The organism is Candidatus Brachybacter algidus (assembly GCF_016707225.1).
In the GTDB taxonomy this organism is placed as follows: Bacteria; Bacteroidota; Bacteroidia; order Chitinophagales; family Saprospiraceae; genus Parvibacillus; species Parvibacillus algidus.
Map to the genome: position 1 here is coordinate 356,476 of NZ_JADJID010000001.1, position 25,911 is coordinate 382,386.

The following is a 25,911-nucleotide window of genomic DNA, read 5'->3' on the forward strand; positions in this document are numbered from 1 at the left end:
TTCTAATACTTTTTTAACATAAAATCAATGCAGTCTACCACACGTTTTCAGTTATCCTCCATGATGTTCCTCAATTTTTTTATTTGGGGAATGTGGTTTGTAACCTTGGGTACTTACTTGATTAAAGGGGATATTGGAGCTACGGATGCACAGTCAGGATTGGCATATGGCACACAATGTTTGGGTGCTATCATCGCTCCATTCATTATTGGTTTGATTGCGGATAAATATTTCGCAGCACAAAAGATATTGGCAGTATTACATCTTGTGGGTGCTGGACTATTGTACTTTATTTCTCAAAATTCTGAATTTAGTTCTTTTTATGTTTTACTCCTTATATATATGGTCCTTTACATGCCGACTCTGGCATTGACCAATTCCATTGCATTGCATCAGATCAGTGATGCGGAGAAGCAATTTTCCGGTATCCGTCTTTGGGGCACAATAGGTTGGATCGCCGCAGGGCAAATCGTTGGCTACATGGCCTGGGAAGCTAATCCTGGTAGTCTGGATATTACCTTTCAAGTTGCAGCTGCCACGTCACTTATTCTAGGAGTTTATAGTTTTTTCCTGCCAAATACACCACCTTCTAAGTCTGGTCAAAACGTTAGTATTAGGGAAGTGTTAGGACTCGATGCATTGAAAATCCTTGCGAATAGAAATTATTTAGTATTCTTTATTGCCTCCATTTTAATATGCATTCCATTGGCTTTTTATTATGGTCTTGCAAACCTTTATTTGAATGAAGCAGGAATGATTGGATCTGCTCAGAAAATGAGTTTCGGTCAAATGAGTGAGGCGATTTTTCTATTTCTAATGCCATTATTTTTTCGAAAATTTGGCATTAAACAAATGTTATTAATTGGAATGATAGCCTGGGTCGTAAGATACCTTTGTTTCTCTTATGGCAACATTGATGCTAATCTTTGGATGTTGTATGTTGGGATTATTCTTCATGGCATTTGCTACGATTTTTTCTTCGTTACCGGCAATATTTATACAGATCAGGAGGCAGGGCCAAAGATCCGTTCGTCAGCCCAAGGTTTGATTACGCTTGCTACCTATGGTATCGGGATGTACATTGGTTTTTGGGCTGCAGGCAAAATTTCCGGTGATCATTCAATTCTGGATGCTACCGGAAAAGTTGTTAACCATGACTGGCAGTCAATATGGATGTATCCAACTGTTTTCGCAGCAGTAGTGACAATTTTATTTCTAATATTTTTTAAAAACCCAAAGGCTAAGTTGCCTCAAACAATATAATATGGAAGAAAATAGCAGAAGGTCGATGTTGAAAAAAATGGCTGCGGGAGGATTGGCATTCGCTGCCGCCCCTTCCTTAAATGCATTTGCAAAGTCAGAAAATGAAGCTTATCAGTTAAAAGGAAATATCAACCATTCTGTTTGTCAATGGTGTGTTTCATTTGTAACATTAGAAGAGATGTGTCAATGGATCAACTCAATGAATGTCAAGGCTATCGACCTTATTAAACCACAGGACTGGTCAATGCTCCAAAAGTATGGCATTGAATGTTCCATGTGTTACACAGATGGAAAAATTAGTTTAACAGAAGGGTGGAATCACACGGAAAACCATTCCTGGTTGATTGAAGATTTTAAGCGATCTATTCCACTGGTTGGAGCAGCGAAATACAAGAATCTTATCTGTTTCAGTGGCAATCGAAATGGCATGGACGATGAAACCGGCATGAATAATTGTGTCAAAGGTCTTAAAGAAATCATGAGCCTGGCAGAAAAGAATAATGTCATCATCCAGATGGAATTATTCAATAGTAAGATCGATCACAATGATTATATGGCAGACAAAAGTGCATGGGGTGTCGAATTGTGCAAAAGAATTGATTCTCCAAATTTTAAATTACTTTATGACATCTATCACATGCAGATAAATGAAGGGGATGTGATCAGGACCATAAAGGATAACCATCAATATTTTGGTCATTATCACACAGCCGGTGTTCCGGGTCGTAACGATATAGATGAAACTCAGGAACTATATTATCCTGCAATTATGAAAGCAATTCATGAGACTGGTTTTACAGGTTTTGTCGCCCAGGAATTTATTGCGAAAGGTGGAGACAATGCTACTAAGTTGACTGCCCTTCAGAAAGGAATTGAAATTTGTGATGTTTGAAAAATTTAAAAACTAATAATATTTATGGCTAACAATACATATGATGCCATCGTCATTGGCTCAGGAATTTCAGGCGGCTGGGCTGCGAAAGAACTGACAGAGAAAGGACTTAAAGTGCTGATGATCGAACGTGGAAGAATGCATGAACATATCAAAGATTACGTCAACGCTTCGAAAGATCCATGGGAATATTCTCATAGAGGTCAACGAACTCAGGAAATGATCAAAGACTATCCTGTATTAAAGCGGGATTATCCTTTAAGTGAATCCGTTCTGGGAATGTGGGCTGATGAAAAGGAAAATCCTTATGTGGAAGAAAAAAGATTCGATTGGTACAGAGGTTATCAATTGGGGGGTAGATCTCTTCTATGGGGGCGTCAGAGTTACCGTTGGAATAAATGGGACTTTGAGGCAAATGCCAAAGAAGGTGTTGCTGTGGATTGGCCAATCAGATATGATGATCTTGCTCCATGGTACAGTTACGTAGAAAGATTCGCAGGTATTCAGGGTTCTAAGCAAGGCCTTGACGTCCTTCCTGATAGTGAATTTCTTCCTGCTATCGACATGAATATCGTGGAAAAGGATTTGGCAGCCAAGTTAAAAGATCACTACAAGGGCAATCGTCACATGTTCATAGGTCGCAGTGCCAATATTACTTTGCCAAAACCTGAGCAAAATCGGGTCAATTGTCAATACAGGAATAAATGCTGGCTTGGATGTCCGTATGGCGCATATTTCAGTACACAGTCTGCAACATTACCCGCTGCCAGAGCCACGAATAACCTCACTTTGGAAGTAAATAAGATAGTAAAGCGTCTTATCTATGACAAGGATAAAAAACGAGCTACGGGTGTGGAAGTAATCGATGCTATTGATAACAAAACATATGAATACAATGCAAAAATAATTTTCGTTTGCGCTTCGTCTTTCAATTCTACCTGGATTCTGATGAATTCAGCGACTGATGTATGGCCGGAAGGACTTGGAAGTAGTAGTGGTGAACTGGGGCATAATGTCATGGATCATCATTTTAGACTTGGTGCAGGTGGCGTCGTGGACGGCTACGAAGAATTTTATGAATATGGAAGAAGACCTTCAGGAATTTATATTCCTAGATATCGCAATATATATGATGATAAACGCGACTACCTCAGAGGCTTCGGTTATCAAGGCGGAGCTGGACGTGGCCGCGGTGTAGAAGTCGCAGAAATGTTAGGTGTCAAATACAAAGAAGCCCTTTGTGAACCGGGTCAATGGAGCATGGGTATGACTGCATTTGGAGAAATGTTGCCTGATCATTCCAATACCATCAAACTTGATAAAAACATGAAAGATAAGTGGGGAATGCCGGTGTTGAGTATGAATGTGGAAATTAAGGAAAACGAACTGAAGATGCGAAAAGACATGCTAGAGGATGCAAAAGAAATGCTCGAAGCAAGTGGTGTGAAGGATGTGTATTCATATGATTCTGGGTATGCCGTCGGACAGGGTATTCACGAAATGGGTACAGCGCGCATGGGTCGAGATCCCAAGACTTCTGTGCTAAATGGCAACAATCAGGTCTGGGAAGCACCAAATGTTTTCATCACAGATGGAGCTTGCATGACATCCTCATCTTGTGTGAATCCTTCATTAACCTATATGGCCATGACAGCTAGAGCAGCGGATTTTGCTGTCAAAGAACTTAAAAAAATGAACTTATAACCTTAGATCATGGAAAGAAGAGAATTATTAAAAATAATAGCAACATTTACCGGAGCAGCTATGATAGGTGGTGATCTGATATTGAGTGGATGTAAAAGCGAAGTTTCAACAGACCTCACTTTTTCAGCAAAAAATTTGACTTTGTTAAATGAAATTGGTGAAACTATTTTACCAAAATCTGATACCCCGGGAGCTAAAGATGCCAATGTAGCAGAAGTAATGAAGACTGTGGTGACGGATTGCTACACACCGGAGAGCCAAGCTGCATTTATGCAAGGAATAGCTCAGATGGATAAAGAAAGTCAAAAGAAATTTTCGAAGGATTTTATGTCTTGTACCCCGGAACAAAGAACTGAGCTATTACTAGCTTTGGAAGAAGAAGCTAAAACATACAATGAAGCTCAGAATAAAAAGGACGATCCGCGCAGAGAAGCATTAAAAAAGGAAGATAAAGAATTCAATTTTGTGAGTTCTCCAAAACATTATTATACGATGATGAAGCAGCTGACTTTGTTGGCATTTTTCTCATCAGAAGAAGGAATGACAAAGGCGCTGAGATATTTGCCTATTCCGGGAAAGTTTGATGGTGCTTATAAGTATGTGAAAGGGGAGAAGGCGTTTTGTTCGTAATAGGCGATAGACGCTAGACATTAGATTCTGGAAGATAGACTTTGAATAAACAAGGGAAAATAATCTGCAATTAATTTTAAATAAAATAAAATGTCAAAAGATAGAAGAGGTTTTATAAAAGACATGGTGTTGATAGGTGCTGGGATGGCCATGCTGCCTTCTTGTTCTATTTTTGCAAAATCAGATGGGAGCTTAAGTGGGCTAAATATACCCGGAATTGAAAATTTTGGACTTCAACTCTATACTTTGAGAGATGATCTTCCGAAAGACCCAAAGGCTGTGCTGAAGACTGTAGCCTCCTATGGCTATAAGGAGATCGAAGGTTACGAAGGTGGCATGGGTCTATGGTGGGGAATGAAGAACAATGAGTTGAAACAATATTTAGACTCACTTGGAATGAAGATGGTTTCCTCTCATTGTGACATTAATAAAGATTTTGACAGGAAGGCAGGAGAAGCTGCGGAAGCCGGTTTGAAATATTTAATTGCTCCATGGCTAGGTCCTCAGAAATCCATAGATGATTTCAAGGTATTTGCAGAGAAATTTAATGAGAAAGGTGCTATTTGTAAAAAGAATGGAATCCGATTTGCATATCATAATCATGATTATTCATTCAAAAAGGTAGATGGACTTTTTCCGCAGGACATTATGGTGGAAATGACTGATCCTACACTTGTAGATTTTGAAATGGATATGTATTGGGTGCACGCTGCAGGGCAAGACATTGAAACATGGCTGAAAAAGTATAAAGGCAGATTTAAATTATGCCATATAAAAGACTATAGTAAACAACCGGGTGAGGATAATGGTAAAAACTCAGTAGATCTGGGCCGTGGTGTAATCGATTGGCCAAAAGTTCTTAAAACAGCGCACGAATGTGGTATGGAGCACTACATAGTAGAACAGGAAGCATATCCATTTGGAAGCCCTCTTGAAGCTGTCAAAGCAGATGCAGATTTTATGAAAAAACTGAACTGATAATTAAGTATTTCTGAAAATTCTACATCAAATTACTTTTATTTTAAAAACCGATTAATGGTGTAGAATTTAATTATGAGTACGAGCTATTATTCTTCAATTTTTGTAATTCACTATTGACCTATTTACAAAATTATTTAGGAATAGAAACAGCAATTTCTAATTAATAACGATTGGTTTGGAAGCCCTTTATTCTCCTTTTGTTATTTGTCATCAATTACAATAATTAATGCTAATTATTAGTTTTTTTATTCAGGTTATAGAATAAAGATATTAGTAGCAAAGTGCTAGGTATTAAAGAGAATAATAACAGTTTATTCGCATAAGTCGATAAATTAAATATCTTAATAATAACAGTTAATACAGTGTACCCAATTGAAATTCCCAATAATAAATAAAAACTCGGTTTCATGTTTGTTGATTTTAGAAGTTTAAAAACTAATTAAAGTTAAATGATGAATAAGGTGTGCAATTATTGGAGTTTCAACTCTTGAAAAGTAGCAATTTCTGCGCATTAAAAATAGATAAATTTCGTATAATTTTGATGGAGTATTATAATTTACCATGACCATGTAGGTAAAACTGATGGACGTTTAAATAATTTTCACGAATAAATTCGTGTTAGATGCAAAGCATCATTCGTGCAATTATCTGCGATGCTGCTACGCGGTAGTGGCTAATAGAATTTTTGTTGTGGTATTAGCCTCAACAAAAAGTATAATATTTAGATTTGAATTACTTCTGTATAAACCTTATCCTTTTGATGGAAATTGTCAAATTCATATAGTTTACTTATACTTTAATAATTATCTCATTGACAAAATTATTTATACTGTTCATACACAGCAAAATAAGTAGAGATTGATATTTTTTTAGCCACGACCGCGTAAGCAGCATCGCAGATAATTTCACGAATTTTCACGAATAAATTTGTAGATGCCTAGCATCACAAGTGTTATTAGTGGTAAAAAATAAATATGAAAAAAGCCCTGTCATTCAACAAGGCTTTTTCTATTGTGTCTCAAAACTCCAAACTCCAAACACCGTCAATACCTATCCCAGAAAAACGGAGGCTGTATCCCGAGGGCACGCAGGTAAACATATGCTTGAGCTCTATGATGAATCTCATTGTCGTATGCATATTGGATAGTTCCTAAATTAGTGTTTTCATAAGCACCAAATGCTTTGTCAACTTTCATAAAATGTTCCGGTTCCAATTGTGGCCATATGTGATTAATGTGTTCAGTTATTTCGTCCCATTTTTTCAGCAAAGCAGTTTTACTTTTTTTCTCCATCAATTCTGTCATTACTTGACTTCCTTCTACAGGATTCCAGACTCCGGTTAGAATACCATTCATGCCTTCTTCAGCTATGATCATGATCTCCTCCACCATTTGGGCAAAAGTCCTCATTCCTCCTATTGAATAAGTAAAAAGCTCTTTTTCAGGAAAAGCATAAATTATTTTTCTGGTCAAATTTCTGTGACCCATCCAATTTGATAAAATTGAATCCGTTGAAATGCTTGCTGATTGTTTAGTTTCTAGTAACATTTTATATTATTTTTGATTATTAATAATACAAATGTAAAGCCCCAAAGTGACAGCCCTATGTCAGGGGTGTTTTAAAAGTTTCGATATTTTTCATAATATTCCTGCATAGTTATTTTGTGCGGTTCAAAATGGCCGGTCAAAATGTCAATTTGTTGCATTCTATCAAGGCGAAAAGTCCTGAAATCATTACGCAATCTACACCATGCAATTAGGTACCAACCCATTTTGGAACTTGTAACCAATGCGAATGGCTCGACATCTCTTTGTGTCACAGATTCATTGTCAGAAATATACTTTAATTTAACAGGGTTAAAATTTGTTAATGCTATTTGGATAGAAGAAAGGATATTACTGATGTTAATTTGGTCATTTCTTTCCCATATGAACACTCTGGAAGACAATAATTCTGCTTTATCCTTAGAATCATGCCTTAATACTGCCCTGATTTTATTAATTGCTTCTTTCAGATCATAGACAAATGATTTATCCTTGTTCAGCGAAAGTAATTGTTCTGCTGTGATCAATGCATTGGCTTCCTTTTCAGTAAACATAATAGGTGGCAGACGATATCCTTCTATGATTGAATATCCTCGTCCTTCTTGCGTTATTATTGGTATTCCTGACTTTTCCAGGGCACGGATATCTCTATATATGGTCCTTACACTTACGCCAAACTTTTCTGAAAGCATCGTCGAGGTGATCAATCTTTTTGTTTGTAATTGTGTGATAATGGCTGTTAGTCTTTCAAGACGCGAACTATCAGTTTTAGGCATGGGGGAGGAGGTTAGAAAGTGAGAAGGTTAGTAAGTTAAGAATTGAAAGTTCGATTTCTATCCCGATTTTGAATATAATCCAATACAGCTTGCTTTGAGGTAAGCCAATTTCTTCCTTCTTTGAATGAATCTATCTTACCTTGTCTTGCGAGTAAACTCACATACTCCTGACCATAGGGTATGTGAGGATCCTCGACTATTTGTGAAACCGGAAGGTAATCTTCGTAGGTATTCGTAAGTGAAGCCAGATATATATCCAGACTCCTTTCTAGTGCCTGAAGTACGAGCAAAAGTAATTTGGAATAATCTCCATTATTTGAATTATTTAGTGCGTCATAGTACTTCTTTCTGTCATTCTTGAGGATGATAGCAGGTGGGAAACCGGCTTGCATCAAAAGCAAATTGAAAATAAGACGCGCAGTTCTGCCATTTCCATCAAAAAATGGATGTATCCAAACAAAACGATGGTGAACGATTGCAGCCTTAATAACGATATCAATAGGATACTCATTTACCCAATTGATTAATTCTGTCATTAAATCATCAATCTTCAGAGCATTTGGAGGCACAAAATTAGCCCCTGAAATCCTAACCCCTGATGTCCTGTAGCGCCCGGCGTATTCTTTCTCAATATTCTGGAGTACCACTCCATTCACAATTAATATATCATGGACATTAAGTAAATGATTTTTATCCACTAGGGATTCAATCATCTCAATTGCTACCTGATGATTGACCGCTTCAAAATGCTCTCGTAGTGACTTCCCTTTTATGGTTATTCCTTCTTCAATGATTAATTTGGTTTCTACCAAAGTAAGCGTATTCCCTTCTATACTATTGGAATTATAGGTCCACTCGAGAGTAAGACTCTCCTTGATACTCTTCAAGGCAATAGATGGCAAAGGGCGCAGTCTGTCAAGAGCAATTTTCTTTGATGAAATACGCTCCAACATCTTGTCTAGACCTTCAAAATTATATGGATATTCCTGCCACCTCATTTTTCTTTTTCACAAAGGTAGTCATTTTTATTTAATATCGGATAGGCTAAAAAAATTTACCATCCGATATTTAAATTTTAGAAATCAGATGTCAGATGTCAGATGTCAGATGTAAGTAATCAGTAATCAGTAATCACTGTCTTGTCCAGAAATCAGATGTCAGATGTCAGAGTCTCTTCAATTATTCACCTTTTTAATAAAAGAGATCAAACCAGCCATATATACTTTTTGATCATCATAGAAACACATGTGACTGCCATTGGGGCATAACAAAAACTGGCCTTGCGGAAGCTGTGTGCTCATCCATCGCATATATTCCGGATCCATGGTGTCATGAGTTGCGTCGATGACAACGGTAGGGGTCTTGATGTTTTTTAGTTCTCCACTTACATCCCAATTGGTCAACTTGCCGGAAATTCCAAATTCAGAAGGACCTTGCATGGAAACATAAAGATCCTGATTGATTTTTGCAAAGGATCGATCGATCGGTTCGGGCCAAACCGGTAGTCTGCAAATGTGCTTGTTATAAAAGTGGGGTATGAGTAAACCCATATATTTCGGATTTGAGAAGTCGTTATTTTTTTCAAGAGCTCTAATGGTATCAAGAACTTTTGGATCCATTAATTTGGAAAGTACTTCATCAGCATATTGGCCATATTTTGGCGCGCTGGCCATCATGTTGGAAATGATGAGTCCTTTGATATTTTGCTGGTATTTAAGTGCGTATTGCATCGCGAGGATTCCACCCCAGGAATGGCCCAACAGGTAGAAATTATTTTTATCAAGTTTAAGCGCCTGTCTCACTTGTTCTACTTCTTCGACATACCTCGCCAAATCGTAAAGAGAGGTATCTTTTGGATTGTCAGAATTTCCGCAAGCCAATTGATCATAATATATGAATTCGATATTTTCCTGTGGCAGAAAGTTTTCGAAGCATTCGAAGTATTCATGTGTAGCGCCCGGTCCACCATTGAGAAGGAGAACTTTCATGGTAGGATTATTGCCAAATCTTTTGGTCCAAACTTTGAATATGCCTTTCGGAGTTTCGATAGGAACCATTGTTATTCCGCCATCTTGAATTCCTGTGTCAATTTTTTCGAAATAAGATACAGAGGAAGTGGTTGTATTTTCTTGTGAATTACTTTTACATGTTGTAAAAAAATATCCTACCACAGATAGAATAAAAAAATATCTAAATTTTACTTTCATAGTTAAATTTAGTTATTCCTTTTGTGATAGAACTATTTTTTATAATATTTATTTCAAGAGCATGTCGATCGATTTTTTAAGAAATTTAGTAAATGAGATTTATCCCACTTTTGATTCATTTTACAAGTTTTAATCTTACTTTTAAGCCTTTCACGACCTAATACAAAATGCACTATTTAAAAAAAGCACTAGCGACTGACATCGATTTTATTTACAACCTGGCGCGAGATATCTGGCAACAAACATACGTGGAAACCATCGGTCAGGAGCAGGTAGATTATATGCTTGATTTATTTTATTCCCCTATTGCTTTAAATGCAGGTCTTGAAAATGGTCATCAACTATATTTGATAATTATAGATGGGCAAAGGTCTGGTTATCTTGATATTGAAAATAGAGGACATGATTATTTTATTCACAAGATATATTTGAAGAATCAGGGTCAGCGGAAAGGTCTCGGCTCCAAAGTGCTGGAAGAGATCATTCAGGAACTAGTCCCACCAGGGTCAGATCTTAGATTACATGTGAACAGACAGAATTATAAAGCAATAAATTTTTACTTTAAAAATGGCTTCACTATAGAAGCATTGGGAGATTTTGATATTGGAAATGGTTATTTTATGAACGACTTCGTCATGAAGCTTTCTTAATTTTATAAAATTTATTTAAATTATTTAACATGAAATATTTTTTAAGTTTCGTCTTACTATTATTTATAACTGGAGTTTTCGCTCAAAACGTGATGTCCCCTGAGTTACTTTGGACACTTGGAAGAGTGAATGGCTCTTTCGTGTATAATAATGGCAACTCAATTTGTTATAACGTAACTACTTATGATCTTCAATCCGGCAAGCGAAGTAATTTTATTTCCAGCATGGGTATTGATGGCAAAAGTGTAAAGTCAATTACTCAAGGTGTTCCTGCTGATAATGCTACACTTTTGGCGGATGGTCAGGTTTTATACACCGTAGAAGGCAAGTTGAAATCTACCGGAACTAATGTTCCCGGTGGCCTTGAAAGCGCTGAAGGACCGATATTTTCTTCCAAATCCGGGAATAGTCTTTGGTCACAATCTGTTAAAATTGATAAAACTGCAGCAGATCTGTATCCTGAATATAAATCGAGCACTGCACGTATATACGATGATTTGATATATAGACATTGGACTGAGTGGGAAGATGGAGAATATAATCATATTTTCGTAGGTATCAAACAGGCAGATGGTTCTTACAAAGCTACAGACATCATGGCTAAGGAACCTTTTGATGCGCCCACTAAACCATATGGAGGATCTGATGAGTACACCTTTAATGCTGCAGGAACTACTGTCGCATATGTTTCTATCAAAAAGTCAGGAAAAGAATATGCTCAGAGTACAAATTCTGATATTTACTTCTACGATATCGCCTCCGGCAAGACAACCAATTTTACACTTGGAATGATGGGATATGATAAAAGCCCCTCTTTTGCTCCAAACGGTACACATTTCGCCTGGACTTCTATGCCTCGGGATGGATATGAGGCGGATAAAAATAGTCTTTGGGTTGCTGATTTAAGGTCCGGAAAAAAAGTAAATATTACACAGAATTGGGATGGAACTGTAGAGCAACTGGTTTGGACCGACAAATCAGATAAGATATATTTTGTAGCTCCTATGAATGGCTTAACTTCTTTATTTGAAGCAAAAATTTCCTATGCTAAGGACGGCACTCCCAGTGCAATTATCCGCCAAATTACTAATGACGAACATGATTATAGTGCCATAGTAGGTGTGGCAGCTGATGGCAATATCATTGCACAAAGAACAGATTTTAATCACGCTGTAGAGATTTATTCTGTCAATCCGACTAATGGAAATGCAGTTCAACTGACCCATGTAAACGATGGAATTTACAGTACTATTGGTTTAAGTAAGGTAGAGCGAAGAATCACAAAAGCTACTGATGGAAAGGACTTACTTTCATGGGTAGTTTATCCACCTAATTTTGATCCTGCAAAGAAATATCCCACGTTGCTTTATTGTCAGGGTGGACCTCAAAGTGCTTTGACACAATTCTACTCATTCAGATGGAATTTGCAGCTTATGGCAGCGAATGGATATATAGTTGTGGCTCCAAATAGAAGAGGAATGCCTGGTTTTGGACAGGATTGGAATGAAGCGATTTCTGGTGATTGGGGAGGCCAGCCCATCAGAGATTACCTTTCAGCTATCGATGATATGGCCAAGGAGCCATATGTAGACAATTCCAGGCTTGGTGCTGTAGGAGCTAGTTATGGAGGATATTCTGTTTATATGTTGGCAGGAAAGCATGAGAAGAGGTTTAAAACATTTATCGCTCACTGTGGACTTTTTGATATGCAGAGTTGGTATGGCGCAACGGAGGAACTTTGGTTTGCAAATTTTGACTTGAAAGGTTCATATTGGCAGAAACCTCAACCTAAAGCGTATACAGATTTCAATCCAATGAATTTTGTTGATAAATGGGATACTCCGATTTTAATCTTTGAAGGAGAAAAAGATTTTAGAGTTCCATATACACAAGGTCTTGAGGCTTATCAGGCGGCACAATTAAAGGGGTTGAAGTCGCGTCTAGTGATTTATCCTGATGAAGGACATTGGGTTTCAAAACCACACAATAGTTTGGTGTGGCATCATGAGTTTTTCAGATGGTTAAAAGAAACATTGTAATCATATAAATTGAATATAAAAAGCAGAGCCATTTGGTTCTGCTTTTTACTTTAGTCAACTTATGTTTATAAGTTTTTGCCAAATTAATTTTCATTCTTCCATATTGTACCTCTCGATAAAAAAATTTCTTTGAGTAACCTTCAGGAAATTAATTAATTAAGTAATATTGATCCTTTGAAAAAATGATGTTAAAAAAATGATTTTTGTCATCAGATTCAGCTACCAATTCCCAATGATGGTTTATATCTTTGTAATACTTCTTTTCACCTCCTGCCGAAATGGAGATGTAATCACTACTTGTGTCTGAAATAATAAGGCCTTCCGAAAACATTGTTGCACGCATGTCAATCAAAGTAAAAGGAATCTCCTGAATGAAAATATTATGAGCGTATACATTAGCAAGGAATTTTTTTAAAGCTAAAATGGAATCAAATACATTCAAATTATTAACGGCAGGAGCGGGTTTTAAATGTAATTCTTTGAATAAGATCCTGCCTAGCGTCAGTCCTGGATAAGGAAATGCTAATCCATACACTTGACTACCTCTATGATAAGTGTCTGGAAGTTTCTGATTGCCAAATGCAAAATCCAACATATATACCCATAGACCTGACTCATGTCCCAGCATCCAGATCTTTCTGGTGAGTAAGCTATCTTCTTTTGTTATTTGGATATTTTTGACTGTCCATCCGTCTTGTATAGGTGTATTCTTGAGTACCAATTCTTTGGCTATAGTTCCTCCAGCTACTTGCCAGAGTTCGAGTTGGGCTGGAAGTGTTAATTGGTCAAATTTCTTTATGTAAGTTGCTATATGACCGAGCCATCTTAATTCGCACTTATAGGTTTGGAGATTTTGGGGGGAGAGATCCATTTCTATCAGCCCTTTCACTTTTCGGGCTGCTGTCGGAATCTGTGTATCTATAAGTCTGGTGGATAATTCAGTTAAGTTCTCTGTGGAGAGTAGATCACTTCTTAAGAGGCCTTGCGAGAGTGCAATATTGATAAAATTAATGATGATCTCAGAGCCGGCCTGCATTTTTTTAATGCGCTCTGGATTGAATTTAAAGTCTTTCCAATGATCTAGATCTAAGCCTGTAAGGCTCATATGATCGTAAGTTCCGCATCTTCTAAGTTGAGAATACCCATTTTTAACATGGCTTTTTCTGAAGCAATCTGTTCGGCATTCTTTTTATTATAATCTTCTGCCTCTGCGATAGCTTGTCCTTCTACCATGACAGCTATTCTAAATCGATCTCTTTTATCGGATTTGTATTTCGATACAAGTTCATAGGTTATTTCTTTGCCATTTTTTTGGCACCATTCAAGCAGTTGGCTTTTAAAATTGTCATCTAATAATTCCAATTCATGAATATTAAGGAATTTTCGAAGGAGCTTGACGACAATAAATCTTCTTGTATAAGTATATCCATTTTCAAGATAAATGGCTCCTATCAATGCTTCAAGAGCATTGCCCAACATAGATTTACTTATATGAGTCTTATTCATAATGGTCATGATCTCATCCAATCCCATTTTATAACCTATAGCATCCAGCGTCTTTCTTTTTACGATCTTTGAACGCATCTTAGTTAGAAAACCTTCATCACCATTTGGGTATTTTTTATAAAGATATTCAGCCACAATTCCATTTAAAACTGCGTCGCCAAGAAACTCCAGCCTTTCATTATGCTGTCTGTGACCATTCACTTGAGCGGAGTTTGACTTGTGCATAAATGCAGTAATATATAAATGAAGATGCACGGGTGTGTATCCTAATATGGCTGATATTTTCTCTGAAAAATGTTTGTCCTTTGACAGATATTTATTAAAAAACCGGAATAATCCTTTCACAATACTTGTTTATTCAGTATACTTTTTAAAAATGATCGATGCATTATGGCCTCCAAAGCCAAATGTATTACTCATTACGAAATTTAGTTCTCGGTGTTGTGCTTTGTTAAAGGTAAGGTTTAATTTCGAATCTATCTCAGGATCGTCAGTAAAATGATTAATTGTTGGTGGAACGTACTGATCTCTAATCGCCAGAACGCTTGCTATACCTTCGATAGCACCTGCACCTCCGAGTAAATGCCCGGTCATAGATTTAGTGCTTGAAATATTTAATTTATAAGCATGTTCTCCGAATATCTTCTTAATGGCTGTAGTTTCAGCGATATCACCAAGTGGTGTAGAGGTGCCATGAACATTCACATAATCAATTGTTTCCGGCGATAGGCCAGCATCATTAAGTGCCATCAACATCACATTCTTTGCACCAAGTCCTTCGGGATGAGGTGCTGTGATGTGATAAGCATCAGCTGTAGCTCCGCAACCCATTACTTCCGCATATATTTTAGCTCCGCGCTTTTTCGCAAATTCGTATTCTTCAAAAATCAGACCGCCTCCGCCTTCTCCTAAAACAAAGCCATCCCTGTTTATATCGAATGGTCGTGATGCTGTCTTATATTCATCATTCCTTTCACTTAATGCTTTTGTCGCACTGAATCCTCCCATTCCTGTAGCAGTTATAGCTGCTTCAGATCCACCTGTGACGATTACATCAGCTTTCCCTAAACGGATGTAGTCAAAAGCATTCATCATAGCATGCGTTGAAGAAGCACAAGCAGAAACAGTACAGTAATTAATACCTCTGAAACCATGCTTGATACTGATATAACCTGGAGCTATGTCAGAGATCATCTTTGGGATCATAAAAGGATTGAATCTAGGTGTTCCATTGCCCAGGGCAAATTCTATGATTTCTGCTTCAAGTGAACGCAGACCGCCGATACCTGAACCCCAAATAACTCCGACCCTATCTAAATCCAATTCATTAAAATCAAGCAACTTACTATCAGCCAGCGCTTCATCGGCACATACCATCGCAAACTGCGTAAAGAGGTCCATCCTTCGGGCGTCTTTTCTATCTATAAAATCATCCGGATTGAAGTTTTTTACTTCACAAGCGAATTTGGTTTTGAATAATGAAGCGTCGAAACGGGTAATGATGTCAGCACCACTAACTCCATTTTTTAATCCTTCGTTGTATGCTTCTAAGTTGTTTCCAATCGGTGTAATGGCACCAAGCCCAGTTATTACGACTCTCTTCATAGATAAAATTTTCTTTCTTTATGGAAGTATCTGATTAAAAGCAACTTCATTTTTTGTATAATTCGCAAATATAATAACAAAATTTGCAAATTTCTCTAATGCCAATTGGAAATGCTTTATCAGACAAAAAATCAACTAAAGTTGGGTTATAAAAAAAGCGGAAGAGTTTTCTCTTCCGCTTACAATATAATTTTTTTTCACAAATTATCTTCCTGCTATTCCTACATTATATAATGCTTTGATCTCAGTATCAGAAAGGCTTTTGTTAAATACTCTGATATCATCCATCTGAGCAGTAGCCATTTTAGACCAATCTGGAGCAGCTGGAGCAGCAGTAAAACCTACACCGGTAGTTGCAAAACTTCCTAGCATTGCCTGGCAGGGAGTTCTCATTACCATTGCTGTAGTATTTTCACCTCTATCGCTATAACCACCTACATTCACACCATTTGCAAAAATTTCAATTTTATGTGTAGCGGCTGTAAATCTTACAGTGATAAGCGACCATTTACCGGCACCTTTGAAGAAGCTACCACCATTATCACTAAATACTGCAATGTTATCCTGTCCATTAGTTGAACCATCTTCTTTTAAAGAAGCATAGTTCGTTTTAATTTCTAATGTGTCAGAACCAGCAGCATGGCGTGATGCTTCAGCTCCGACTGAGAAATTACCCCAGAAATCTGTATTATCTGTAGGGAATAGACCAAAATATTGTTGGAATGAACCTACATTCTTTGCATTCAACCACATAGAAACTGAATAATCGCCAAAACCATTTTTTTGATTTAATGCGTCAATTACAGGATATACCACAGCAGCCTGACTAAGTGAGATCGCCTGACCGATCTGTCCTGTAGTATAAGTTACTGTACCATATGTTTTTGTAGAAGCCGTGTTTGAAATAACTTCTTTGTCATTTCCTTCAAAAGTCCAGTGACCTTTCAAGCTCGTAGCAGCAATCTCATCAGAGTTGTTGTATCCATCAATTGCTGGAAGTTTTTCATCATCCTTACATGATGTCAAAGAAAAAGTTATCGCTAGTAAAAATAAAAAAGATAACTTTTTAAGATCGTTAATAATCATTGTTTGTACGTTTTAAAAATTTTGTTAAATTATAAAATAATTTTAGGTTAATAGCTTAATCTGTATTTATTCAAATCGTATAATGGGCAGTAAATATACTGTTTATTTAAAATCTACTTTGAAATAATTTAATATCCATTGTTTTGAGTTAGCTTACCACCACTCAAGGCGATCTGTAAACTAGGTATTGGCAATAATTCATTTTTGCCTGGAATAAAGTTAGGCTTTATAGCTTGCATCACTTGAGCTGCCCTACCTGTTCTAATTAAGTCAAACCATCTGTCATGCTCCATAGCTAATTCAATTCGTCTTTCGTGGTAGACTGTTTCACGCATCGATGGTTGTGAGGAGGCAATAATATCCGCAAGACCCGCTCTTTGACGGATCATATTGATCAACATAGCTGATTCCCCAGAATTACCTAATTCATTTGCAGCTTCGGCAGCCATTAATATAACGTCCGCATACCTTAAAAGATGTATATTTTTTTGTTTACGATCTCTATTTCCCAGGAAAGATTCCACTTCTTTGTTCTCACTATGATATGCTTTATAATTATAACGCGGATTTGCAACGCTATCCTGACTAGGTATGCGGAAGCCATCAAACAATACAGTGCCGACATGCTGAGGACTTTGGTCGATAAAAATAATTGTTGATTCTTTCCTTTTATCGCCTGCTTCATAGTCATTTACTAGATTTTGTGATGGAGAATTAAAACCAAATCCTAGATCCGTCCACCCCTGAAGGCCACCTACCCTTGGACCTTGCCAAACACAATAATTAGGAACACCATAATCTGAATTATTATATACACCAGTTTGTACTTCGAAAATTGCTTCGTTGCTTCTGTCTCCAACTTGACGCCAGATTTCAGAATAATCCGGAAGAAGTGAATAAGAACCGGAACTAATTACCTCCTGACTCAATGTGTATGCTTCCTGCCAATTTTTTCTTGTTAAATAGACTTTAGCCAACATTGCAGTTGCCGTGCCTTTGGTTACACGCCCTACAGGCATCACCCCTTTTATTAGTAGGTTTTCTTTAGCGAAAGTAAGATCCTCAATAATCAATGCATATATCTCGTCCGGAGTTGCTCTGGTTTGGTATACAGGATCATTATTAGCTTCATAGGCATCCAAAGGCACTTTGAGGACTTTTGGCACCCCACCAAACCATCGAACCAAATTAAAATAATAATATCCTCTGAAAAATCTGACTTCTGCCTGATATCTTAATTTCAGATCTTCGTCTAATTTAGCCGTTTCCAGTGCTTTCAATGCCTGATTAGTCTTAGCTATTCCATTAAAGTATCCTGTCCATAATGCAGCTACAAAATTATTAGTTGGTGTGAGATCGAAATCATCCATGTCCTTCAATCCTTTTTGATCACCAGGTGTACTTCCTTTATCTGAATCGTCAGTAATGATAGTTGTGGCAGCGATCATACTGATGCCATTGATATCTCCAATTCCTCCAAAAGCACTGGAAGCATGAAGACTGGCATAGACTCCTGTGACAAGTTTGTCAGCTACGTCAGGGTCAGAATCTGCTGTAGCCTGGCCTTGAACAGGTACGTCAAGGAAATCTTTGGAGCATCCATAATTCAAAACTGAAACTGCAGCAATGAGGAGTAATAGTTTGTATTTTAATATATATTTAAACATGTTTCTTTATTTTAAGCCTTTAATTAAAATGATACATTAATGCCACCACCTATCGTTCTTGAGGTAGGATATGCATTTAACTCAATACCTGATCTTGTCGGATCTCCCGGTAATTCTGCTGTAAAACCTGAATATTTCTTCAAGGTAAAAAGATTTTGGGAAGTGATAAAAACTCTGGCGCTACTCATCTTTAATCTCTCTATCATTTGTTGAGGAAGATTGTAAGAGAGAGAAACGTTATTAATTCTAATAAAATCACCTGACTCAACAAAGTACGTTGATGCCGGTTGATTTCCAGAATTAGCACCCGGTTCATCCTGAATGCCACTACCTCGTGACCACCTGTTGTATGCCACATCTTTTTCAATATTATCTTCAGCTTGTTGTCTGAATGCTTTTTTGCCATTGTACACTTGATTTCCCGCATTTCCATAGAGGTCCAAGCTAAAATCAAAGTTTCTATATGAAACAGTGAAATTCGCTCCATAATAAACTTTAGGTTGATATGATCCTACGAAAACTCTGTCAAGGTCGTCAATTACACCATCTCCATTTGTATCCTGATATTTAAAATCTCCGGCGATTGAAGCAGGTTGAATAGCTTTACCATCAGTAGTGGTGTAGGCAAGCACTTCTTCATCTGTTTGGAAAACGCCTAATACCTGCAATACATAGAAGGAACCAACTTCCTGTCCATTGTCAGTCTTGGTCGTGTATTGTTGACCTGCTCCAATACCTCCATCGAGGATCGGTTGGCCTCCATTAAGTCCGATGACTTTGTTTTTATTAAAGGTCGCATTTCCTCCGATCGAATATGAAAAATTCTTTTTAGCAACACTTCTATAATTAGCTGCTATTTCTAAACCAGTATTTTTTATTGATGCAGCATTAGTAAGCACCAAGCCATCAGCATCACCTACTACTGAAGGCACATTTACATTGATCAATAGATCTTTGGCAGTCTTGGTGTAGTAGCCAATCTCACCTGTAAGTCTGTTTTTGAGAAAGCCAAAATCCAAACCAAAATCTAGTTCTTCAGTAATCTCCCATTTAAGATTCGGATCTTTGATTTGGGTAATTGCGCTTCCCGGCACAGCGAGCCCTCCTCCAAATGGATAGTTTTGATTGGGTTCGAGTGTCACTACAAATGCATCTGTAGGAACGCGGTCATTACCTACTTTTCCCCAACTTGCTCTCAATTTTAAATTGTCAAGATAATTCACGTCTTTGAGAAAAGATTCATTCGTAAGTACCCATCCTGCTCCAACAGATGGAAAGAATCCCCATCTATTATCCTTTGATAATCTGGAACTTCCATCATATCTCATAGTTCCTGTAAATAAAAATCTATCATCAAAATTATAATTTAAACGCGAGAGGTATGCACTACGGGTCCATTTTTCTCCACCGCCACCATTGGTAGAGGTGTTGGCATCACCCGTGCCTATGTACCATAAGTTTTTATCTGCGGGAACGTCTTGTCTAAATGCTCTGATATTTTCGGCGGTATATTCTTCCGCAGTAGAACCAACAAGTAAAGTAAAAGTATGGGCATCAATTTTCTTATTAAAAGTTACAGTATTATCCCAAACCCATCTGAAATAATTGTCTTTAAATACACTAAGATTGCTTTTTGGGTTTAATTGATTACCTCCTGCTGTAAGGAATGTAACTTCATCATTAAGAAATCTATAGTTGTAGTTTTTATCCGAATATGAAACTAATTCTCCTCCCATACTACTTCTTAAGGTAATCCAGTCTAAAGGTTTTACTTCGAGGTAACCGGTTGCCTGTATTCTATTGCCATATGATCTGGCATTATTATTTTCAATATCAAGTATTGGATTTCCAACATTCTGATAGGATGAAGTATTTCCGTATCGTCCATTCTCTTTTGCTTGAATGATTGGAGCTGCGCGATAAGCGTTGTTGTATGCTGTGCCTAAGTTGACCGTTTTATTGTTGATATTGGAAAAGTTAGTGATTATACCAGTTTTGACCATTTTATTGATCTTAAAATCAAGATTTGTACGAAGATTTAACCTTCTGAATTTGTTGTCAATAACGATACCTTGATCTTCAATATAACCACCACTCAGGAAGTAAGTCATCTTATCTGAACCACCTGACAATGATAGTCCATGACTTTGATACCATGCTCCTCTAAGGATCTGATCATACCAATCAGTACTAAATCCTGGATTAGTAACACTATTGCCTGTAGCTTGTCCAACATAGTTAGCATATTCGCTGCTATTGGCCATTTGAACAAGATCAGTTGCATTTTTATATCCTACAGTGGTATTATAATTTATAGTCATGGCACCACTTGCACCTTTTTTGGTGGTAATGATGATGACACCATTTGCACCTCGGGCCCCATATATAGCTGTCGATGAAGCATCTTTGAGGATGTCCATGCTTACGATGTCATTTGTGTTGATATTGCTGATATCATCCGTAAGAATTCCATCCACTACAAACAAAGTAGCCGTGCCGGCAATAGCTGAACTAACACCTCTTACTCTAACGATAGGGCTGCTTCCCGGTTCGCCGCTGCTGATGATCTGAACACCTGCTGCTTTACCTTGTAATGCTTGAGTGGCAGTCAAAACAGGTTGTTTTGCTAATTCAGCACCTTTAACACTGGAAGTTGCCCCAGTGACATCCACTTTCCTTTGAGTACCGTAGCCAACTACCACGACTTCTTCCAATAATTTTGTATCAGCTTTCAGGCCAATATTGTAAGTACTTTCAGCCGTTACAAAGATTGTTTGACTTACAAATCCAACATATGTAATGGTGAATGCATTCTCATCTGGCTCCAGCGATAATTCGTATTTGCCATCTATATCAGTCACGGTTCCTTTTAATGTGGGAACATATGTCTTAATATCAGTCCCTTGTCCTTTGTAAACCATGATGCTCGCTCCAATCACACCGTCATTTGTGCCACTTTCCACGATGCGTCCGGTAACAGTCCGTTGGGCATGAAGGCTAAGAACCAAAACAAAAAAACTAATTGTAAATATTACTTTTCTCACACAATTTAATTTAAGTTGATTATTAATTTATACCAAGAAACATTCCGTGCATTATTACAACATTGTGAGAAGATAAGAAGAAGAAACTCTGAATTAATAATGATGCGACATTAAACAGTAAAAATCACACGTTTTATTACCAGCTCTATCTCCGTTGTAAAGCGACACGCTTTGTTTTATTGATTACAAATTTGGCGATTTTATTTGGAACCTTATTATTTAAATTTCGTTGGAATAAAAATAAAGCATAAAATTATATTATTTGGAAGAAGTCAAAATTGCTAAAATTAAATACTACTTAATAGAATTCGATACAAAATATAAGTTTAATCAGTTTTAATTTGATAATTGTTTCGATAAAGCTATTATTGTGATGAATTTCAGGATTGAGAAAAAAGTAGCCTGTGAATTAATTAGTATGAAATCTTCGTTATCCTAAAGTAGTTAATTTTTACCTTAGAATGAATTTAATATAAATCAAAATTTAGATTTCCGTTTGAAATACTACCTATACATTTCCATTTGTGCCTTAATAACGATTCTTGTCAGTAGCTGCACCACAGCGAATTACTTTAAAATGCGGGAAAGTGATAAGACTTTCAATGCTTCCTTTTGTGACGGTGACTGCAAACCTGAATTTGAAAGATATTGGATTAAATCTAATAGAGTTCGCTACTGCAGCATGGGAAGCGATACACTACCGACAGTACTTTTTATTCATGGCGCTCCTGCCTCAATATCATTCTGGAAGCCCTTTTTTAAAGATAGTGCCTTACTTTCGATGGCAAAAGTAGTAGCAGTTGATAGGCCGGGATATGGATATTCCAGTTTCGGTAAACTATATCTATCTTATTATGCTCAGGCTAAAATGTTGGCTCCGGTAATTAAAAAATATGGTCAAAAAGGCAAATTGATTTTAGTTGGCAGTAGCTATGGTGGTCCATTATGTGCCTTACTTGCTGCTCAATATCCTGACATAGTCGATGGCCTTTTGTTGATATCTTCTTCCATAGCACCCGGAGAAGAGGCGATATGGGATATTGCAAAGGTGATAGATTCTCCTATTGGTGAATTTTTTCCAAAAGTCCTCCAAGTGGCAACTGCAGAGAAGCTCAATCACAAAAGAATGCTGGAAGAAATAGAAGGGGAGTGGAATAAGGTCCGTTGCCCAACTATTATGTTGCATGGCTCCGCTGATGAGTTGATTTATCCCTCCAATGCAAGTTTCGTCTTTAGTCATTTTAAAAAGGCGAAGAAATCTATTTCTATATTGGGCGGCCTTAAACATAACATTGTGGTCACGAAGCCAGCCATCGTAGTTAAAAAGATTGTAGAGTTGCTGGGGAATCCGATGGTTGCGTGTAAGTGAGAGACCCGTCTATCCTTATTAATGTCATATATCGTTAGAAAAGTTTTTTCTCCTTAAGAATAGAAAAATAAATAATGTCTCCAATGTGATATTCTCTTCTTTGAAGATTGATTAAATAGTCTACCCTCGTATTGTCTTGGGATCAAATTCTCTCCTTACAGCTCTTTGTTGAATAATGGAATTTACTGTTAATGGATGATAAAAAAAGCTACGCATCATCATGGAAACGCAGCTTTTTTTTGAAAAAATTATATTCTGTTCTGGCTCTTATTTTGGTTCGACAATTAGAGTATATCTATTCCTATAATTATTTATATCAGAATTAATTTTTAAAATATTGTCATATATTTCATTATTGTTATTTCCGTTTGCATAAATCATCCTCGTTATTCTTTCATCTCTGCATTTTTCATTTTTATTTGAAATAATACCAAGTGAAAATGGACTAAAGGCAAATACACCTGGCTTAGTAGCTATAAGCCCTAAATTAACGTGAATAATGGTTAAGCAACATTCAAATATACCTCTTTAGAGAGTTCGGTTGTGCTTAATTTAATGCTAGGTTTTTTAGGAAAGAAATGATATGCACAGAGAGCAGAAATCGCATTGTTCAAAAATCCTTGCAGAGCTCTATGTCTGGTGTGCTGTATGTTACATTGGTTTTTCAATTCGTCATTGACACATTCTATTAGTGCTCGTTTTCTCAGCAGCACCTTATCGTTATCAGATAAGTTCATAGACTTCATGTTTTTACGTCTTTTAAAGATCAAGTCTACACCATCATTCCATAGGAATTGGGCTAGTTTGTCAGATATATATCCTCTGTCGCCGAAGAGTTTTCCGAAAACTTCTTTTACCATTACGGAGAGAATGTCTTGATTCCTGTCATCTACATTTGCCTTGGACAGGTAGAAGTTCAACAACTCACCTTTGTCATTAATGATCAGGTGAAGTTTAAACCCAAAAACCAGCCCATTGTGCTTTTAGATTTAGTCGCAAAACCTTTGAAAACCTTGTTCTGCTTTTCTTTTATGTGACAAACATTTAAGGTTGTTGAGTCAATAAAGCTAATTCCGGTGCATGCTCCCAAACATCTGTCTTTCAAAAACATCAACAATGGAACAAAAAAGTCGGTTTTGTGTCTGATTAAATCGCTCATATGTAACCAATCCAGGAAACAGATCTCTCCAATGAACTAAAACCAATTCATTATAGTATCTTTAAAATTGGTATAAGAACTCAAATGAAAGCAAATGTAAATCGTCATCTTTTCTGATAGACACAATGATGATTTTCTATTTCTGAATTTCTTATTTCCAGTTGAAATAGCCCTTTGCACTCAATTTCATCAAATCCTTTGCAAAAATCGTCAACAGTAATGAAAATTTCTATAACTTTTGTGCTTATCCATAGGAGAATTATTTGATTTATATCGTTGTTTGTCAGACACTAATATATTAAATATTCTCCTGTTTTTATAATATTTAGCCTTTTTTCTTATCCATTATTCACGTTAAATTAGCAAAATATCTATCCTTTTCATTTTTGAAAATAAAATGTACAATGTTTTTGTCTAAGAGCTCTACACTGTCTTTGTGAGATATAGGGTTTTGTTCACCATCAAATATTATATGATTGAAATATTTTGCACCTGGGAATTGATATGGAAATGAATCTAAAACCAATTCTGCGCATGTAATTTGGGAAACTAATTCAACATCTTGAATTTTGCTATAGTCACCGGTAAATAAATCGCTTTTGGAAACCTCTGAGGTAAAATATATTATGTCACCTACCTTATATTTAAGCAATTCAGATGAAAGGTAAAATACAGAATCTACTGCTTTCACAGGTGTTTCAATACACTCTTTGCAGCAATTAATAAATAGGACCAAAGGGATAAAAAATAGTTTTTTCATTACTGGATGTTGTAACTGGTAAATAAAGCATTTACATTAGCCTGTTGATTATTACTTAATCTGTTTGCATTCTGTCAAGATTAAACTTTTAAAGGGTTATAGAATCCTAAATATAAATGAGAATAAATTTATTAGCATTATGACATAATAGCCGCAAACCAATAGAAACATTCGTATAAAACACAAGTAAGTTCGTCATAGTGTTATATTATTTCTTTTGATTTAATACTACATACCAAAACTAACATGTCTTCTATTTAATAAAGGTTTCTTAAAGAATCTAAAATCATAATTATGGTATAACTCTAAAAAAATACCCTGAATATTGATATTGACCATATGGGGGTTCAATAATATCCGTATATAAATGATAATGGTTATCTGTATTGCCATTTAATATGGAAAAAGTATATCGAGTTTCACAATCAGATCCTTCATTTATCGTAAGTCCTGCTGAAAAAGGAATATAAAAATAAGATCCAGTATCTCTTGGGATTAGTCCTATTTCCACTACATATTCATCACCAAAATTAGCCTCCAAGCGAAATTGACTATATTTCGCTCTGGCAGTTCACCAATATTTATTTGTTTGCCTTGTATAAAAAAAAGCATCAAACTTTTTTGCAGCATAAGGAAAAGTAGTTGAATCAGTATCTTCTAGAAGCCTGCATGTTATTTGAGAACTTAAAGTCTTATGAGACAAATCCGTTCCTAATGGAAAAATCTCATCAATACCTATTCTCGATTCAAAAACCATAGTATCACCTAATTTGTAAGAAACTTTCTCTGGAATAATTGAATATTTAGATTCAAATTCCAAAATTACTATCTTATCGTCCCCTTCACAGTTTTTACATGTGTCACATGTACTTGCAGTAAATACAAAAAAGCAAAATATACCTATACTTTTTATTATTTTCTTTAATCTAATATCCATATTCTTGAAATAATTCAGATACTTGTACTTGTTGATTATTCGCATTCTGTTGCAGTAATCTATTTCTATATAATAAAGGGTCAGTTATATCA

At 36.5% G+C, this 25,911-nt stretch carries 20 protein-coding genes and 1 pseudogene; 8 read left to right on the forward strand and 13 right to left on the reverse strand.

All coding sequences use genetic code 11. From position 1 onward, the window contains the following. Positions 1–27 precede the first annotated feature (27 nt). From IPI15_RS01430 to IPI15_RS01450, 5 genes are all read left to right on the forward strand, one after another. The gene (locus IPI15_RS01430; RefSeq protein WP_287418926.1) at positions 28–1,263 is read left to right on the forward strand and encodes a nucleoside permease; all 1,236 of its coding nucleotides are present in this window, start codon (positions 28–30) and stop codon (positions 1,261–1,263) included. A 1-nt stretch (position 1,264) separates the two neighbouring features. Continuing rightward, a complete protein-coding gene (locus tag IPI15_RS01435) occupies positions 1,265–2,155 on the forward strand; it encodes a hydroxypyruvate isomerase family protein (protein WP_287418927.1) in 891 nt (296 codons plus the stop codon). A gap of 24 nt (positions 2,156–2,179) precedes the next feature. Then, a complete protein-coding gene (locus IPI15_RS01440; protein WP_287402745.1) occupies positions 2,180–3,859 on the forward strand; it encodes a GMC oxidoreductase in 1,680 nt (559 codons plus the stop codon). 9 nt (positions 3,860–3,868) lie between these two features. Continuing rightward, positions 3,869–4,489 (forward strand): gluconate 2-dehydrogenase subunit 3 family protein, encoded by a 621-nt coding sequence (locus IPI15_RS01445; RefSeq protein WP_287418929.1) that lies wholly within the window; start codon positions 3,869–3,871, stop codon positions 4,487–4,489. 90 nt (positions 4,490–4,579) lie between these two features. Further along, positions 4,580–5,467, forward strand: a complete 888-nt coding sequence (locus IPI15_RS01450) for a sugar phosphate isomerase/epimerase family protein (protein ID WP_287402749.1) — start codon at positions 4,580–4,582, stop codon at positions 5,465–5,467. 1,046 nt (positions 5,468–6,513) lie between these two features. Here IPI15_RS01450 and IPI15_RS01455 read toward each other — a convergent pair. From IPI15_RS01455 to IPI15_RS01470, 4 genes are all read right to left on the reverse strand, one after another. Further along, on the reverse strand, positions 6,514–7,017 hold the full coding sequence (locus tag IPI15_RS01455; protein ID WP_287418930.1) for a DinB family protein: 504 nt from the start codon (positions 7,015–7,017) through the stop codon (positions 6,514–6,516). 71 nt (positions 7,018–7,088) lie between these two features. Then, positions 7,089–7,790, reverse strand: a complete 702-nt coding sequence (locus IPI15_RS01460) for a helix-turn-helix transcriptional regulator (protein WP_287418931.1) — start codon at positions 7,788–7,790, stop codon at positions 7,089–7,091. Between the two features lie 35 nt (positions 7,791–7,825). Next, a complete protein-coding gene (locus IPI15_RS01465) occupies positions 7,826–8,788 on the reverse strand; it encodes a Fic family protein (protein ID WP_287418933.1) in 963 nt (320 codons plus the stop codon). 177 nt (positions 8,789–8,965) lie between these two features. Continuing rightward, entirely contained in the window at positions 8,966–9,997 is a 1,032-nt protein-coding gene (locus IPI15_RS01470) for a proline iminopeptidase-family hydrolase (protein WP_287402757.1), read from the reverse strand. Positions 9,998–10,164: 167 nt separating this feature from the next. Here IPI15_RS01470 and IPI15_RS01475 point away from each other — a divergent pair, with 167 nt between their 5' ends. Continuing rightward, positions 10,165–10,647: a GNAT family N-acetyltransferase gene (locus IPI15_RS01475; RefSeq protein WP_287402758.1), complete on the forward strand. Its 483-nt coding sequence runs from the start codon at positions 10,165–10,167 to the stop codon at positions 10,645–10,647. A gap of 29 nt (positions 10,648–10,676) precedes the next feature. Then, positions 10,677–12,686, forward strand: coding sequence for a S9 family peptidase (locus IPI15_RS01480; RefSeq protein ID WP_287418935.1), 2,010 nt, complete (start codon positions 10,677–10,679; stop codon positions 12,684–12,686). Between the two features lie 148 nt (positions 12,687–12,834). Here the strand turns inward: IPI15_RS01480 and IPI15_RS01485 are convergent, their stop codons facing one another. From IPI15_RS01485 to IPI15_RS01510, 6 genes are all read right to left on the reverse strand, one after another. Then, positions 12,835–13,791, reverse strand: coding sequence for a hypothetical protein (locus tag IPI15_RS01485; protein ID WP_287402761.1), 957 nt, complete (start codon positions 13,789–13,791; stop codon positions 12,835–12,837). Beyond that, entirely contained in the window at positions 13,788–14,537 is a 750-nt protein-coding gene (gene rnc, locus IPI15_RS01490) for a ribonuclease III (RefSeq protein ID WP_287402763.1), read from the reverse strand. The genes IPI15_RS01485 and rnc overlap by 4 nt, the downstream gene beginning before the upstream one ends. Before the next feature lie 9 nt (positions 14,538–14,546). Continuing rightward, the gene (gene fabF, locus IPI15_RS01495) at positions 14,547–15,797 is read right to left on the reverse strand and encodes a beta-ketoacyl-ACP synthase II (RefSeq protein WP_287418936.1); all 1,251 of its coding nucleotides are present in this window, start codon (positions 15,795–15,797) and stop codon (positions 14,547–14,549) included. Between the two features lie 204 nt (positions 15,798–16,001). Continuing rightward, a complete protein-coding gene (locus IPI15_RS01500; RefSeq protein WP_287418937.1) occupies positions 16,002–16,883 on the reverse strand; it encodes a hypothetical protein in 882 nt (293 codons plus the stop codon). Between the two features lie 128 nt (positions 16,884–17,011). Beyond that, on the reverse strand, positions 17,012–18,550 hold the full coding sequence (locus IPI15_RS01505) for a RagB/SusD family nutrient uptake outer membrane protein (RefSeq protein ID WP_287418938.1): 1,539 nt from the start codon (positions 18,548–18,550) through the stop codon (positions 17,012–17,014). 23 nt (positions 18,551–18,573) lie between these two features. After that, positions 18,574–21,594, reverse strand: coding sequence for a SusC/RagA family TonB-linked outer membrane protein (locus IPI15_RS01510; protein WP_287418940.1), 3,021 nt, complete (start codon positions 21,592–21,594; stop codon positions 18,574–18,576). Between the two features lie 496 nt (positions 21,595–22,090). Between IPI15_RS01510 and IPI15_RS01515 the strand changes: the two genes are divergently transcribed. Then, entirely contained in the window at positions 22,091–22,963 is an 873-nt protein-coding gene (locus IPI15_RS01515; protein ID WP_287418941.1) for an alpha/beta fold hydrolase, read from the forward strand. 503 nt (positions 22,964–23,466) lie between these two features. Here the strand turns inward: IPI15_RS01515 and IPI15_RS01520 are convergent. From IPI15_RS01520 to IPI15_RS01530, 3 genes and pseudogenes are all read right to left on the reverse strand, one after another. Next, a pseudogene (locus tag IPI15_RS01520) lies at positions 23,467–24,370 on the reverse strand (IS982 family transposase). Positions 24,371–24,471: 101 nt separating this feature from the next. Then, entirely contained in the window at positions 24,472–24,882 is a 411-nt protein-coding gene (locus tag IPI15_RS01525; protein ID WP_287418943.1) for a hypothetical protein, read from the reverse strand. A 571-nt stretch (positions 24,883–25,453) separates the two neighbouring features. Continuing rightward, positions 25,454–25,819: a hypothetical protein gene (locus IPI15_RS01530; RefSeq protein WP_287418945.1), complete on the reverse strand. Its 366-nt coding sequence runs from the start codon at positions 25,817–25,819 to the stop codon at positions 25,454–25,456. Positions 25,820–25,911: the final 92 nt, after the last annotated feature.